This is a genomic window from Bacillus sp. FSL K6-2431, from assembly GCF_038005165.1.
GTDB classification, from domain to species: Bacteria; Bacillota; Bacilli; order Bacillales; family Bacillaceae; genus Bacillus; species Bacillus pumilus.
Genome location: NZ_JBBOSQ010000001.1, coordinates 215,605 through 232,387 on the forward strand (window position 1 = coordinate 215,605; position 16,783 = coordinate 232,387).

General features: G+C 45.5%; 8 protein-coding genes and 2 pseudogenes. 9 read left to right on the top strand and 1 reads right to left on the bottom strand.

The window, feature by feature from the left end:
* Positions 1 to 74 precede the first annotated feature (74 nt).
* The 8 genes and pseudogenes from gltB to MHH40_RS01205 all read left to right on the top strand — a co-directional run.
* Positions 75 to 4,646, top strand: a complete 4,572-nt coding sequence (gene gltB, locus MHH40_RS01170; protein WP_050943954.1) for a glutamate synthase large subunit — start codon at positions 75 to 77, stop codon at positions 4,644 to 4,646.
* A gap of 16 nt (positions 4,647 to 4,662) precedes the next feature.
* Complete coding sequence (gltD, locus tag MHH40_RS01175) at positions 4,663 to 6,147, top strand: glutamate synthase small subunit (protein WP_340900551.1); 1,485 nt, start codon at positions 4,663 to 4,665, stop codon at positions 6,145 to 6,147.
* 282 nt (positions 6,148 to 6,429) lie between these two features.
* Positions 6,430 to 7,131 (top strand): DUF421 domain-containing protein, encoded by a 702-nt coding sequence (locus MHH40_RS01180; protein ID WP_170966009.1) that lies wholly within the window; start codon positions 6,430 to 6,432, stop codon positions 7,129 to 7,131.
* Between the two features lie 92 nt (positions 7,132 to 7,223).
* A complete protein-coding gene (locus MHH40_RS01185; RefSeq protein ID WP_050943957.1) occupies positions 7,224 to 8,204 on the top strand; it encodes a pectinesterase family protein in 981 nt (326 codons plus the stop codon).
* Positions 8,205 to 8,331: 127 nt separating this feature from the next.
* Positions 8,332 to 9,816 carry a D-alanyl-D-alanine carboxypeptidase/D-alanyl-D-alanine endopeptidase gene (dacB, locus tag MHH40_RS01190; protein ID WP_340900552.1) on the top strand — a complete coding sequence of 495 codons (1,485 nt, stop codon included), beginning with the start codon at positions 8,332 to 8,334 and terminating at the stop codon, positions 9,814 to 9,816.
* 19 nt (positions 9,817 to 9,835) lie between these two features.
* Positions 9,836 to 11,203 (top strand): MATE family efflux transporter, encoded by a 1,368-nt coding sequence (locus MHH40_RS01195; RefSeq protein ID WP_050943959.1) that lies wholly within the window; start codon positions 9,836 to 9,838, stop codon positions 11,201 to 11,203.
* Between the two features lie 64 nt (positions 11,204 to 11,267).
* The gene (locus tag MHH40_RS01200) at positions 11,268 to 11,828 is read left to right on the top strand and encodes a CatB-related O-acetyltransferase (RefSeq protein WP_050943960.1); all 561 of its coding nucleotides are present in this window, start codon (positions 11,268 to 11,270) and stop codon (positions 11,826 to 11,828) included.
* Between the two features lie 72 nt (positions 11,829 to 11,900).
* Positions 11,901 to 12,107, top strand: a pseudogene (locus tag MHH40_RS01205) (transposase); the annotation flags it as partial.
* Between the two features lie 94 nt (positions 12,108 to 12,201).
* Here the strand turns inward: MHH40_RS01205 and MHH40_RS18800 are convergent.
* Positions 12,202 to 16,479, bottom strand: a complete 4,278-nt coding sequence (locus tag MHH40_RS18800) for a beta strand repeat-containing protein (protein ID WP_445661687.1) — start codon at positions 16,477 to 16,479, stop codon at positions 12,202 to 12,204.
* Between the two features lie 89 nt (positions 16,480 to 16,568).
* On the opposite strand from MHH40_RS18800, the pseudogene MHH40_RS01220 reads away from it, so the two are divergent.
* A pseudogene (locus MHH40_RS01220) lies at positions 16,569 to 16,748 on the top strand (LLM class flavin-dependent oxidoreductase); the annotation flags it as partial.
* Positions 16,749 to 16,783 lie beyond the last annotated feature (35 nt).

Here is a 16,783-nt window from a genome sequence, read left to right on the forward strand (position 1 = left end):
TTAAAATAAGTTACAGAGTTTGTGAGATTTTATTACTGTGAAAAAACGGATCTTTTAAACGGGGGAGAGAAACGATGACTTATAATCAACTACCACAACCACAAGGTCTCTACCGTCCTGAATTTGAACATGATGCATGTGGGATCGGACTGTACGCTCATTTAAAAGGGGAAGCGACACACAGCATCGTCAAAAAGGGATTACAAATGCTGTGCCAGCTTGATCACCGCGGCGGGCAAGGCAGTGATCCGTATACAGGTGATGGTGCCGGCTTAATGGTACAACTACCAGACGCTTTCTTTAGAAAAAGCTGCAAAGACTTTGCACTTCCTGAAAAGGGCCGTTACGGGGTAGGAATGGTCTTCTTTTCAAAAGAGGATGACGAGAAAACGCGCCAAGCCATCGAGCAAAAAATCAACGGGTTCATTAAACAAGAAGGTCAAACATTAATTGGCTGGAGAACAGTTCCTATTGATGCCGGGAAAATTGGTACTGTCGCAGCGAAGAGCTGTCCGGTTGTGAGGCAAGTCTTTATCGGGGCAAATGACAAGATCACAGATCGTTTGTCATTTGAAAGAAAATTATATGTCATTCGTAAGCAGGCTGAGAACTGGGGGACAGCAGAGGAAAAGCAATTTTACTTTGTCAGCCTGTCGAGTCAAACCATTGTATACAAGGGGCTTTTAACATCAGATCAAGTCGATGCTTTTTATCTTGATCTTCAGGATGAAACATTTGTTTCTGCATTTTCACTTGTTCATTCACGATTTAGTACAAATACATTTCCTACATGGGAAAGAGCCCATCCAAACCGCTATTTGATTCACAACGGTGAAATCAACACATTAAGAGGAAACATCAATTGGATGAGAGCAAGAGAACAACAATTCGTATCTGAAGCTTTCGGAGACGATTTAGACAAGATTTTGCCAGTGCTGAATGCAGACGGAAGTGATTCATCCATTCTAGACAATGCCTTTGAATTCTTTGTGCTTGCAGGCCGAACACCTGCTCATACAGCGATGATGCTGATTCCAGAGCCATGGACTGAAAACACGCACATGTCGAAAGAAAAACGGGCATTTTATGAATACCATAGTTCTCTTATGGAGCCGTGGGATGGGCCAACAGCTATTTCCTTTACTGATGGTAAACAAATCGGAGCCATCTTAGACCGAAACGGATTAAGACCGGCAAGATACTATGTCACAAATGATGATCATATCATTTTCTCTTCTGAGGTCGGTGTGATCGACACAAATGAAGAGGATGTGAAGTATAAAGATCGTCTTGAGCCAGGTAAAATGCTTTTAATTGATTTAGAAGAAGGGCGAATTATTTCTGACGAAGAAGTGAAATCGACGATTGCGAATGAACTTCCTTATCAAAAATGGCTTGATGAAGAAATGGTGCACGTCAATCGCTCGGAAGAAAATTCAGAAAATTCTAGTATAATGGATGATTTATTGACGCGCCAGCGTGCCTTCCATTATACGTACGAGGACATTCAAAAGTATTTAATTCCTTTACTAGAAGAAGGCAAGGACCCAATCGGTTCAATGGGAAGCGACACTCCGCTTGCTGTGTTATCAGATCGTGCGCAGTCTCTGTTTTCTTACTTCAAGCAGCTGTTTGCACAAGTGACGAACCCGCCGATTGACGCCATTCGTGAGCAGCTTGTGACATCTACGATGACGTGGTTAGGTGCTGAAGGAGATATTTTACATCCGAATGAATATTCATGCCGACGAATTAAACTGTATACACCCGTCTTAACAAGCGGGCAGTTTAACGGTTTGAGAACAATTGTTCATAATGCCTTTAAAAGCAAAACGATTCATACTCTTTTCACCGATGATTTAAAGCGCGGGCTGGATGCGATGTTTGAAGAGGCGGAAAAAGCGATCCGCGAAGGTGTATCTTTATTAATTCTTTCCGATCGTGAAATGACGGAAGAAAAAGTGCCGATTCCACCACTTCTAGCGCTAAGTGCACTGCATCAGCATCTTGTTCGTCAAGGCTTACGGACAAAGGTGAGTCTGATCGTTGAATCTGGAGAAGTCAGAGAGGTTCATCATTTTGCCGCACTGATTGGCTACGGAGCAGATGCAATCCATCCTTATCTTGTGTATGAAACGTACAAACAGCTGATTGCAGAAGAAGCGATCTCTTTCAGCTTTGATGAAGCAGTCACTAAGTTTGGTAAAAGCGTAACCGAAGGTGTCGTCAAAGTCATGTCTAAAGTGGGAATCTCCACTGTGCAAAGCTATAGAGGAGCCCAAATCTTTGAAGCCGTTGGTATTAGTGAAGACGTCATTCAGGCGTATTTCACGGGAACAGCTTCTCAGCTTGGCGGGATTGACCTTGAGACCATTGCACATGAAGCAAAACTTCGTCATGAAGCAGGGTATCAGGCAGCGACTGACCAAACACTCGAATCAGGAAGTGACTTCCAGTGGAGAAAAAATGGTGAGCACCATGCCTTTAATCCAAAAACGATCCATACGCTTCAGTGGGCATGTCGCAATGAAGATTACGATCTATTTAAGCAATATACAAAGGCAGCGGACGAAGAAAGAATCGGCTTCCTTCGAAATTTATTTGCTTTCCAGCCAAAACAAAAACCAGTTCGTTTGGAAGACGTTGAATCTGCTGAATCCATCGTGCGCCGATTCAAGACAGGCGCCATGTCATTTGGGTCTTTAAGTAAAGAAGCGCACGAAGCACTTGCGATTGCCATGAACCGAATTGGCGGTAAAAGTAACAGCGGAGAAGGCGGAGAAGATCCTGCACGCTTTACAGTTGATGAACGCGGCGATGATCGCAGAAGTGCGATTAAACAAATTGCTTCTGGCCGCTTTGGCGTAAAGAGTCATTATTTGGTCAATGCAGATGAACTGCAAATTAAAATGGCACAAGGAGCAAAGCCTGGAGAAGGCGGACAGCTGCCAGGAAATAAAGTATACCCTTGGGTCGCCGATGTACGCGGATCTACACCAGGCGTCGGATTGATTTCACCACCGCCGCATCATGATATTTATTCCATCGAGGATTTAGCGCAGCTGATCCATGATTTGAAAAACGCGAACCGTGATGCCCGCATCAGCGTCAAGCTTGTGTCTAAAGCAGGCGTTGGTACGATTGCAGCAGGTGTTGCAAAAGGAACGGCGGATGTCATTGTGATCAGTGGATACGATGGCGGCACAGGAGCTTCGCCGAAAACGAGTATTAAACACACAGGACTTCCTTGGGAGCTCGGTTTGGCAGAGGCGCATCAAACCCTTGTGTTAAACGGCCTTCGCGAGAGAGTCGTTCTTGAAACGGACGGAAAGTTAATGACTGGTCGCGACGTTGTCATGGCTGCGATATTAGGAGCAGAAGAATATGGCTTTGCGACAGCTCCACTTGTCGTATTGGGCTGCGTGATGATGAGAGCATGTCATTTAGATACTTGCCCAGTCGGCGTCGCTACACAGAATCCAGAGCTTCGTAAAAAATTCATGGGGAACCCTGACCATATTGTGAATTTCATGATGTTTATTGCAGAGGAAGTAAGAGAAATCTTAGCGGAACTCGGCTTTACATCAATGGATGAATTAATTGGACGCACGGATGTTCTAGGAGTTAGCGAACGAGCAAAAGCTCACTGGAAAGCAGGCCAGCTAGACCTTGAAACACTGCTTTATCAGCCAGAAGGAGCTCGTACATTCAGAACACCGCAAAATCATAAAATTGATGAATCACTGGATATGAATGAAATCCTCCCTTATGTACAGGAAGCGTTGAATCATCAAACACCGGTTGATCTATCATTGAATATTCGCAATATCAATCGTGTGGCCGGAACCATTACTGGAAGTGAAGTGTCTAAACGCTACGGGGAAGAAGGCTTGCCAGAGGATACGATCACACTAAGGTTCACTGGTTCCGCAGGACAAAGCTTCGGCGCATTTGTGCCAAAGGGCATGTCTCTCTATTTAACAGGTGATTCAAATGACTATATCGGCAAAGGACTCTCTGGAGGCAAAATTGCGGTCAAAACATCTGATCACTTTGTACAAAATGGACATGAAAATGTCATTGTTGGAAACGTCGCATTCTACGGAGCGACAAGTGGAAAAGCCTATATTAACGGGCGTGCAGGTGAGCGCTTTGCCGTTCGTAATTCAGGCGTGCAGGTGGTTGTTGAAGGAATCGGTGATCACGGCTGTGAATACATGACTGGCGGACGTGTCGTCATTTTAGGAGACGTCGGAAAGAACTTCGGCGCAGGAATGTCTGGCGGCGTAGCTTATGTCCATACATCCGATGCGAAACAGTTCAAAAGAATGTGCAACATGGAAATGATCATGTTTGAAAAACTCACAGATCACGATGAAGAGCAAGAAGTGAAACAGCTGATTCAAGAGCACCTTCACTATACAAACAGCGCAAAAGCTTCGGCACTTTTAGAAAACTGGGCGCAAGAAAAGGATCAATTCATCAAGGTCATTCCGAGAAATTACAAAATGATGCTTCAAAGCATTGAAGAACAAAAACAAGCGGGCCTTAGTCATGAGGAAGCGGTCATGTATGCCTTTGAAGCAAACACGAAACCGAAAAATCAAGAAACGGCAAACGGGCAAAAAGCAGCCCTCGCTCATTAAGAAAGGGGAGAGGACAATGGGCAAAGCAACAGGTTTTATGGATTATAAAAGAGAAAAGCCAAATGAACGTGACCCTCTCACTCGTCAAAATGACTGGAAAGAATATTCAGCTCCTTATACAGATGACGTATTGAAGAAGCAGGGCGCTAGATGTATGGATTGCGGCACACCGTTTTGTCAAATTGGGATGGAGATCAAAGGCGGCGTGTCAGGCTGCCCGATCTACAATTTAATTCCAGAATGGAACGACCTTGTGTATCGAGGCAGATGGAAAGAAGCGCTCGAAAGACTGCAAAAAACAAATAATTTCCCTGAATTTACTGGGAGAGTGTGTCCAGCGCCTTGCGAAGGGTCATGTACAGTCGCCATCAATGATCCAGCTGTTTCGATTAAAAATATCGAACGCACCATCATTGATAAAGGCTTTGAAAATGGATGGATCACACCGAGAATTCCTTCAAGCCGTACAGGCAAGAAGATTGCCATTGTCGGCTCAGGACCAGCAGGACTTGCAAGTGCTGATCAATTAAACCAAGCAGGCCACGCCGTCACAGTGTTCGAACGGTCTGATCGCCTTGGCGGACTGCTGACATACGGCATTCCAAACATGAAGCTGGACAAAGAAGTAGTGGAACGAAGAGTCAAACTGCTAAGACAAGAAGGCATTGATTTTGTAACGAACACAGAAATTGGCGTCGATGTCACTGCCGATGAACTGAAAGAGCAGTTTGATGCGGTCATCCTTTGTACAGGTGCACAAAAGCAGCGTGACCTGTTGATTGAAGGCCGGGAAGCTAAAGGGATTCACCTAGCGATGGATTATTTGACCCTCGCAACAAAAAGCATGCTGGATTCAGGATTTAAAGACAAAAACTTCATTGATGCAAAAGGAAAAGACGTGATTATCATTGGCGGGGGAGATACAGGTGCAGATTGCGTTGCAACTGCACTTCGCCAAAAAGCAAAAAGTGTTGTTCAGTTCGGGAAGCATCCGAAGCTTCCAAATACACGTGTAGGGGATAACATGTGGCCTGAACAGCCTTACGTCTTCTCACTCGATTATGCTTATGAAGAAGCACAAGCAAAATTCGGGGAAGATCCGCGTCAATATTCCATTCAAACCACAAAAATTGTGGCAGACAAAAATGGAAAATTAAAAGAGCTTCATACGATTCAAATGGAAAAGGTGAAAAACGAACAAGGGAAGTTTGAATTTCATGAGATTCCAGGGACAGAAAAGGTATGGCCGGCTCAGCTAGTCTTTATTGCAATTGGTTTTGAGGGAACTGAACAGCCACTCGTGAAACACTTTGGCGTGGACAGCAAAAACAATCGCATTGACGCAACGTATGGGGAGTATACAACAAATGTAGAAGGCGTATTTGCAGCGGGAGATGCAAGACGCGGGCAAAGCTTGATTGTCTGGGCAATTAATGAAGGCAGACAAGTGGCGCACGAGGTAGACCGTTATTTAATGGGGAGTTCGGTTCTGCCAAAATAGGTCAAACAAAGGGTGTTTACACATATAAAGAAAAGCCATGACCGAAGAGTGGTCATGGCTTTTTATGAATCAGATATTTTGATTTACTATCACTTTTTTCCGCTCTAGGCAGTGAGCTGATTTGAAAAGCCATCTTACATGAGGTGACATTCAAGCACCAGATCATGGATGCGTCAAAGTATATGACTCATTGCTTGAGGGAGACGACGTTTTACTTTGTAAACGGTTTAGATCCTTCCTTTCATGTGCATGCTGTAGGTAAATGCACTTTGAAAGGAAGGTATGTTTGTGCCATTTTTTAATATTTTGATTGAACTGTTTATCGGATTTTTTGCCTTATTTTCTATAATAAAATTATTAGGGAAAACACAATTTGCACAAATCACGCCGTTTGATTTTATTTCTGCACTGATTTTAGGCGAAATGGTCGGAAACGCCATTTTCGACCCAGAAGTCAAGATTCAGCACATTTTGTTTGCTGTTGCGGTATGGGGCGTTCTTCTCTATACAGTTGAATGGTTTTCACAGCGCTTTAAAGGTATTCGAGCCTTTTTAGAAGGAAGACCGACACTTGTCATTGATCAAGGGAAGATTCACTACAAACGTTTAAAGAAAAATATGCTGGATCTCAATCAGCTACAAACACTGATTCGCGCGAAGGGTCATTTTGCTTTGAATGAAATTGAATATGCCATTTTGGAAACAGACGGCTCGGTAAGCGTTCTTCCGAAAATGAAATACGCAACAGCCACCGCAGAAGATGTGAACGTGAAGGGAAAAGAAGTCAAATTACCTAGAACGTTTATTATTGACGGTGAAATTTTAAAAAAAGATTTACAAGAAGCTGGCTTCGATGAAACATGGCTGAGTGAGCAATTAAAAAAGCAGCACATTTCTTCCTATCGAGACGTTCTATTTTGTGAATGGATTGAAAATGAAGGGATTTATGCAATGAAATATGAAAAGTCCAAAAAACATCCATAACATCTATAAGTGGGTGTTTTTTTGTGCGTGTCATGAATAGGATCAAAAAGAATGTTTGATTGAAAACGTTCACAAAGAGGAGGAGATGCACGATGAAGTATGGAAAGGTATGGCTTGTAGTCGTCTTGTCTTTATTATTATTGAACTCAGCTTCACTTCAAGCAGCCGGACATCAGAATCAAACAAATCGCGTTCTTGTGGTCGATCAAAAGGAAAATGGCTCGTTTCGAACCGTTCAATCTGCCATTGATGCGATTCCAGTGAACAATCAACAGCGCGTAACGATCTATATTAAAAATGGTGTGTATAAAGAAAAAATCCTGCTTCCGCAAAATAAACCTTACGTGTCCTTTATCGGGGAAGACCAATACAAGACGATTCTGACGTATCATGATACAAATGCAAGTACTGGCAGCACAACAAATAGCTCAAGCACAATGATTCGTGCGAACGACTTTTATGCAGAAAATATCACCTTTCAAAATACGGCTGGCAGACATGCTGGTCAGGCGGTTGCACTGTACGTGTCCGGCGACCGGGCTGCGTTTAAACAAATACGAGTTTTAGGGTATCAAGATACACTTTATGCAACAGGTACAGGCCGGCAATATTATGAAAACTGCTATATCGAAGGAACGGTCGATTTTATTTTCGGATCAGCCACAGCCGTGTTTAAAAGAGCTGAAATAAAAAGTCTTGGAAATGGGTATATTACTGCAGCATCCACAACAGAAGCGCAAAAGTATGGATATGTATTCATCGATTCTACGCTCAAAAAGGGGACGGCTGCTGCTCAATCGGTATATTTAGGACGTCCGTGGCGGCCTCATTCTGCTGTGACATTCCTCTATACAAATATGGATGATCATATTAAGGCAGAGGGTTGGCATAACTGGGATAACCGTGATAACGAAAGAACAGCAAGATATAAAGAATATGGATCGACAGGAGCAGGAAGCAACGCAGCAACCCGCGTAAAATGGTCCAGTATTTTATCGAAAAACGAAGCAAGTCAAATCACAGTGCAAGCTGTTCTTAGCGGAACCGATGGCTGGAATCCAGAAAAAAGGTAAAGAGCTTGTCAGTTTTCGTCAAAGAAAGCTGACTTTTCTGTTTAAAAAACCTTTGAGAACAAACGTTCTTTTGTGTATAATGAACATATTCTTCTAAAATTGGCTGCGACTAAAAAGGAGGGATTGTATGAAGCGTTTTTCACAGATCTTGTTTTTACACATATGTATCCTGTCGATTTTATTTCTCCCTTTTTCAGCAAAAGATGATCAACTGACAGCTCGTGACGACTCACTGCCGTGGGTGACAGCTTTAGATGAATTTATACGAACAGCACCTGATTTAGAGGGCGCGATCTCTGGCATCAGCGTCCGCGATACTTCTGACTCCTCTCTTCTTTATGAACATCAAGCCGATATTCGTCTTACTCCTGCTTCTAATATGAAACTGCTCACATCAGCCATCGCCCTTGATATACTAGGAGAAACACACACATTCCCGACAGACATCTGGATAGATGGTTCTATTCAAAAGAAAACGTTACATGGCAACCTGTATCTACGCGGTACCGGGGATCCGACTTTATTAGAAGAGGATTTTGCAGCACTTGCCAAACAAGTGAAAAAGGTCGGAATACATACAATTCGCGGACAGCTTGCGGCAGACGATACATGGTATGATGACACAAGATATTCGATTGATTTACCTTGGAGTGATGAGGATCAATATTACGGTGCACAAATCTCTGCTCTCACGGCTTCACCGAATCAAGATTTTGATGCAGGAACCGTGATTCTCGAAGTAAAGCCAGGCAAAAAAGCTGGGCAAAAAGCCACCTATGACATGATTCCGAAGACTTCTGTCCCTCAAGTCATCAATCAAGTAAAAACCGTGCCAGAAGAAGGGAAAAAGAAGATTTCTTTTAAGCGCTCTCACGGCACCAACAAAATCACTTTGACTGGCACCATTCCGGTGAAAGCGAGTGTATCTAGACAATGGGTAGCGTTATGGGAACCATCCTCTTATGCGTTAGATTTAATGAAACGAGCGTTAAAGGCGGAAGGGATTCACGTAAAAGGACCGCTTAAAATAAAACAAGTTCCTAAAAAAGCCAAGAAAATTGCCACCCATTCATCGATGCCTTTATCAGAGCTCCTTGTTCCCATGATGAAACTCAGCAACAATACCCAAGCAGAAATGTTGCTGAAGGAACTTGGAAAACAAGTGAAAAGCAAAGGGAGCTTTGAAGATGGACTGGATGTGATGAATGAACGGCTTCCTGCATTCGGCATCGATCCATCTCTTGCAGTGCTGCGAGATGGGTCAGGCATCTCACCTATTAACCTTGTTTCTGCCAACCAGTTCACGTTATTTTTAACAAACATTCAAAAGGAAAAATGGTTTAAGACCTATGAACATGCGCTTCCGTTAGCAGGGGCAAGTGAACGAATGGTGGGAGGGACGTTAAGAAACAGGTTGAAAGAACCAGCTACACTAGAAAAAGTACGTGCAAAAACAGGTTCATTAACTACGGTCAGTACACTTTCTGGATATATTGACACAAAGAGTGGAAAGACGGTCGCTTTTTCCATTTTATTAAATCATCTTGTTGATGACGAGAAAGGGAAAGAGATAGAAGACCACATTGTTAGCATTTTAGCTGAGAATCTTTAGATAGAGAAGGAGAACCACCATGACGTTAGATAACAATCAATCTTTAGTAAAAACCATGTCCATTTTTCTCGTCCCGCTTTTGCTTAGCAATATTTTGCAATCAATCGGACAGCTTGTATCCATTGTCCTTGTCGGCAGATGGATTGGAGAGGATGCAGTAGCTGCCATTTCTGCATTCTTTCCGCTTTTCTTTTTACTCGTTTCTTTTTCCATCGGAATTGGATCGGGAAGTTCAATCCTTATTGGACAAGCGTATGGAGCAAAAAATGAACAAAGATTAAAAGAAATTATTGGCACAACGCTTTCATTTACTTTTTTAATCGGACTTTCTTTAGCAATCATTGGAGGTTTTTTTGCAACAGATATCTTAAATCTCATGGGAACACCTGCGAATATCGTGAAGGAAAGTGCGGCTTATGCCAGAATTCTATTCATCTCAATGCCGATCTTATTTCTTTATTTTGTTTACACGACTTTCCTGCGAGGGACAGGGGATTCAAAAACGCCTTTTTATTTCTTAATGATTAGTACGGCAACGAATATTTTGATGCTGCCGATTTTATTATTTGGCTGGCTGGGACTGCCGGCATTTGGTTTATACGGTGCTGCGTATGCTTCTGTGATTTCAACCATTGTGACGTTTATTATTCTACATATCTACTTATATAAAACAAAACACCCGCTTCGCATCGATGCATCGGTTAGAAAGCATTTATTGATGAAAGGGGATCTACTAAAAACATTATTAAAGCTCAGCATTCCATCGAGCATTAATATGATCCTTATTTCTTTATCAGAAATTGCTGTTATTTCCTTTGTCAATGATTATGGATCACAGGCGACTGCTGCCTATGGTGTTGTCAATCAAGTTGTGAGCTATGTGCAGATGCCGGCGGTGAGTCTTGGCATCGCGGTCTCGATCTTTGCAGCACAATTCATCGGCGCAGGGAATATCAACCGATTGAAAGATGTGATAAAAATCGGGCTAGGACTCAATTTTGCCATAGGCGGATTCATTATTATCATTGTTTATCTCTTCGCACCGCAGATTTTATCTATCTTTTTAACAGATTCTAAGACGATTGACATTGCCTATAGCTTAGTTGTCATTACATTATGGAGCTATCTTATTTTTGGAACAGCCCAAATTGTTGCAGCCACGATGAGAGCAAGCGGAACAGTGCTATGGCCAACGATCTTTAGTATTTGTTCCATTTGGCTTGTAGAAGTACCAGTCGCTTATGTGCTATCGCACCACACAACCCTTGGCATCAAGGGCATCTGGATTGGCTATCCTGCGGCTTTTTTCGTGAACTTACTCCTTCAATACGGCTACTATCAGCTCGTATGGAAGAAAAAACAGATTGTAGCGCTAGTGCAGTCATAATGTAAAAGTGTGAAGCAGCATATACATACGAAGATCTATCACTTTTCAGGAGGTCTGATCTTCTATGTATTTGAATCAAAGAAATGAACTGAGCGCGTACAATATCGGTGATTTTTCTTATGCCGGACCAGATTTCCAAGTGCTGACGTGGGGGGAAGGAACAACATTAAACATTGGAAAGTTTTGTTCCATCGCAAACGAAGTCAAAATTTTCCTTGGCGGTGAACACCGTACAGATTGGGCCACAACGTATCCGTTTAATCAAATTTTCAAGGAAGCTTCTCACATTAAAGGACATCCAAAGTCAAAAGGAGATGTCCACATAGGACACGACGTCTGGATTGGTTATGGAGCAACAATCATGTCAGGAGTATGTATAGGGAACGGAGCAGTGATTGGTGCAAATAGTGTCATCACAAAAGATGTGCCTCCATATGCGATTGCCGCAGGAAATCCGCAGCAGCTCATGAAATACCGGTTTTCATCTGAAATCATCGAAAAACTTCAGTTATTAGAATGGTGGAATTTAGAGTTTACCGTCATCCAATCTATTTTTCACCTCTTACAATCTGATGATATTGAACAATGTATAAATGTCATAGAAGACATAAAAAAGAAAGGCTGAAAAAGCCTTTCTCATGCTGTCGAGAAAATCTCGACAGCTTTATTTTTTTCTTAGATATTTTCCATCTCTTTCCTTGAGAGCTGTACAAGATCGAAAAATCATCAAAAAGTGATCTCCAGACATGTATGGGAGAGGAACACAAGAAAAGATCAGACAAAATCGTCTGTCTGCCTCTGGAAAAGAGCTATATAAAAAAAGAAAAGAAAAATAGAGCGAAGCCTTGCAGATTCAAAACAACTGCATGGGCTTCGCTATTGCCGGTTGAGAGGAAAACAAAACGTGTGTGGGATGCCTTTTTTATTCAACCTAACGATTGTAGAAAAACATGAGTTTCTCTACAATCTGAAGGCTAAAGTAGCCCTTCTTTTTTTCGTTAACTGAGTCTTATGATTGTTAGGGATGCCCCGGTTGCACCTCCACCAATTAAAATAGCTGTTACAACTGCCCCAAACAATTGCAATGATATCGTATTTCCAGCAGTTAAATTCACAATCAATGTGTTACTGATAAATGTGGTTGAGACCACCGGTGATTGAATAGAACCTGGGATGACAGTGGCTCCATTAAGAAGTAGCCGTGCACTAACTAAAAGTGCAACTGTTGTATTAATTTGGTATGTGATATAGTATTTACCTGTTTGTTGTACAGTAAAAGTATCATTTGAACCATTCGGTGCAAATCCATTGATATTTTGATTACTTGGTAAAGCAATGTTCGTACCACCAAGAACAGTAATGATTGTAGGCCCCGTTGTATTTCCGGCATAAAGAGCCGTTTGAGTTGGACCAGTAGGCCCAGTGGCTCCAGTAGGACCGGTAACTCCGGTTGCACCAGTAGCTCCAGTAGGACCGGTATCTCCGGTGGCTCCAGTAGAGCCGGTAACTCCGGTCGCACCAGTGGCTCCAGTAGGACCGGTATCTCCGGTTGCACCTGTTGGTCCAGTAGGACCGGTATCTCCGGTTGCACCTGTTGGTCCAGTAGGACCGGTATCTCCGGTTGCACCTGTTGGTCCAGTAGGACCGGTACCTCCAGTTACACCAGTAACTCCAGTAGAACCGGTATCTCCGGTGGCTCCAGTAGAGCCGGTAACTCCGGTCGCACCAGTGGCTCCAGTAGAACCGGTATCTCCGGTGGCTCCAGTAGAGCCGGTAACTCCGGTTACACCAGTAACTCCAGTAGAACCGGTATCTCCGGTTGCACCAGTAGCTCCAGTAGAGCCGGTGGCCCCAGTAGCTCCAGTAGGACCGGTAACTCCGGTTGCACCTGTTGGTCCAGTAGGACCGGTATCTCCGGTGGCTCCAGTAGGACCGGTACCTCCAGTTACACCAGTAACTCCAGTAGAACCGGTAACTCCGGTGGCTCCAGTAGAGCCGGTAACTCCGGTTACACCAGTAGCTCCAGTAGGACCGGTATCTCCGGTTGCACCTGTTGGTCCAGTAGGACCGGTATCTCCGGTGGCTCCAGTAGAGCCGGTGGCCCCAGTAGCTCCAGTAGGACCGGTAACTCCGGTTGCACCTGTTGGTCCAGTAGGACCGGTACCTCCAGTTGCACCAGTAACTCCAGTAGAACCGGTAACTCCGGTGGCTCCAGTAGAGCCGGTAACTCCGGTCGCACCAGTGGCTCCAGTAGGACCGGTATCTCCGGTGGCCCCAGTAGCTCCAGTAGGACCGGTATCTCCGGTTGCACCTGTTGGTCCAGTAGGACCGGTATCTCCGGTTGCACCTGTTGGTCCAGTAGGACCGGTACCTCCAGTTACACCAGTAACTCCAGTAGAACCGGTATCTCCGGTTGCACCAGTAACTCCAGTAGAACCGGTAACTCCGGTGGCACCAGTAGCTCCAGTAGAGCCGGTATCTCCAGTTACACCAGTAACTCCAGTAGAACCGGTAACTCCGGTTGCACCATTGGCTCCAGTAGGACCGGTATCTCCGGTTGCACCTGTTGGTCCAGTAGGACCGGTATCTCCGGTTGCACCTGTTGGTCCAGTAGGACCGGTATCTCCGGTTGCACCTGTTGGTCCAGTAGGACCGGTACCTCCGGTTGCACCTGTTGGTCCAGTAGGACCGGTACCTCCAGTTACACCAGTAACTCCAGTAGAACCGGTAACTCCGGTGGCACCAGTAGCTCCAGTAGGACCGGTATCTCCGGTGGCCCCAGTAGAGCCGGTACCTCCGGTGGCCCCAGTAGCTCCAGTAGAGCCGGTAACTCCGGTTGCACCAGTAGCTCCAGTAGAGCCGGTAACTCCGGTTGCACCAGTAGCTCCAGTAGAGCCGGTAACTCCGGTTGCACCAGTGGCTCCAGTAGGACCGGTAACTCCGGTTGCACCTGTTGGTCCAATAGGACCGGTAACTCCGGTTGCCCCAGTAGCTCCAGTAGAGCCGGTAACTCCGGTTGCCCCAGTAGCTCCAGTAGGACCGGTATCTCCAGTTACACCAGTAACTCCAGTAGGACCGGTACCTCCAGTTACACCAGTAACTCCAGTAGAACCGGTAACTCCGGTGGCTCCAGTAGAGCCGGTAACTCCGGTTGCCCCAGTGGCTCCAGTAGGACCGGTATCTCCGGTTGCACCTGTTGGTCCAGTAGGACCGGTAACTCCAGTTACACCAGTAACTCCAGTAGAACCGGTAACTCCGGTGGCTCCAGTAGAGCCGGTAACTCCGGTTGCCCCAGTAGCTCCAGTAGAGCCGGTGGCCCCAGTAGCTCCAGTAGGACCGGTATCTCCGGTTGCACCTGTTGGTCCAGTAGGACCGGTACCTCCAGTTACACCAGTAACTCCAGTAGAACCGGTATCTCCGGTTGCACCAGTAGCTCCAGTAGAGCCGGTAACTCCGGTTGCCCCAGTGGCTCCAGTAGGACCGGTAACTCCGGTTGCACCTGTTGGTCCAATAGGACCGGTAACTCCGGTTGCCCCAGTAGCTCCAGTAGAGCCGGTGGCCCCAGTAGCTCCAGTAGGACCGGTATCTCCGGTTGCACCTGTTGGTCCAATAGGACCGGTAACTCCGGTTGCCCCAGTAGCTCCAGTAGAGCCGGTGGCCCCAGTAGCTCCAGTAGGACCGGTATCTCCGGTTGCACCTGTTGGTCCAGTAGGACCGGTACCTCCAGTTACACCAGTAACTCCAGTAGAACCGGTAACTCCGGTGGCTCCAGTAGAGCCGGTAACTCCGGTTGCCCCAGTAGCTCCAGTAGAGCCGGTATCTCCGGTTGCCCCAGTAGCTCCAGTAGGACCGGTATCTCCGGTTGCACCTGTTGGTCCAGTAGGACCGGTACCTCCAGTTACACCAGTAACTCCAGTAGAACCGGTATCTCCGGTTGCCCCAGTAGCTCCAGTAGAGCCGGTGGCCCCAGTAGCTCCAGTAGGACCGGTATCTCCGGTGGCACCTGTTGGTCCAGTAGGACCGGTATCTCCGGTTGCACCTGTTGGTCCAGTAGGACCGGTACCTCCAGTTACACCAGTAACTCCAGTAGAACCGGTATCTCCGGTTGCACCAGTAGCTCCAGTAGAGCCGGTAACTCCGGTTGCCCCAGTGGCTCCAGTAGGACCGGTAACTCCGGTTGCACCTGTTGGTCCAATAGGACCGGTAACTCCGGTTGCCCCAGTAGCTCCAGTAGAGCCGGTGGCCCCAGTAGCTCCAGTAGGACCGGTATCTCCGGTTGCACCTGTTGGTCCAGTAGGACCGGTACCTCCAGTTACACCAGTAACTCCAGTAGAACCGGTAACTCCGGTGGCTCCAGTAGAGCCGGTAACTCCGGTTGCCCCAGTAGCTCCAGTAGAGCCGGTATCTCCGGTTGCCCCAGTAGCTCCAGTAGGACCGGTATCTCCGGTTGCACCTGTTGGTCCAGTAGGACCGGTACCTCCAGTTACACCAGTAACTCCAGTAGAACCGGTAACTCCGGTGGCCCCAGTAGCTCCAGTAGAGCCGGTTGCCCCAGTAGCTCCAGTAGGACCGGTAACTCCGGTGGCCCCAGTAAGGCCGGTACCTCCGGTTGCACCTGTTGGTCCAGTTACACCAGTAACTCCAGTAGAACCGGTATCTCCGGTTGCACCAGTTGCACCAGTAAGACCGGTAACTCCGGTGGCCCCAGTAAGGCCGGTATCTCCGGTTGCACCAGTAACTCCAGTAGGGCCGGTATCTCCAGTTACACCAGTAACTCCAGTAGAACCGGTAACTCCGGTTGCACCAGTGTCTCCAGTAGGCCCGGTATCTCCGGTGGCTCCCGTATCACCAGTTGATCCTGCTGCAGCCAGTAATGTGTAGTCTGGGGAAGTATCTGGTGTACCTGTCGGTGGTGCAGTATTTACTACATACGTACTGCCATTAAAGGTCACTACTTGCCCTACTTGGTAAGTAGGGCTGATTACCGGATCAAACGCTTCAATACCTGTTAACCCTGCACCAGTAACTCCAGTAGGACCGGTAGCTCCGGTTGCACCAGTAGGACCTCTTTTTACAATTTTATTATTTGTTTTTTTCCGTCCTTTTGCTTTAGCACAAGTGCTGTGATGTTTAACAACTTTGTTCTTTTTACATTCTCGTTTAAGAAGAGGGCAGTCATCAAATAGAGGTCTATCGTGACGAGATTTTCTGTAATGAGGTTGCCAATCATGCTTTTTTCCGCAAAAGGGACATTTGTTGTCGTACTGATTATACAAATTCCCCATCTCCTACAAGTTAATATTTTATTCTATGTGGAAATTTAAAAAGCGAAATTAAGTTAAATGATATTTTTATTTCGAAGTTCATCGAATCAAATTATTTAAAAGTTAAATTGTTTTATGTAAATTTATCCTCTGTGACAGAAGGAGGCACTATTAAGGAATCTTTTGAACATAGTATGGATTTAGCAAAAAAGGCGGAGAAGTGGGGTTATCATAGATACTGGCTGGCGGAACACCATAATATGGAAGGTGTTGCTTTCTCTATTATAAAATGGGGGAATGGAAACTTTAAGGAAAA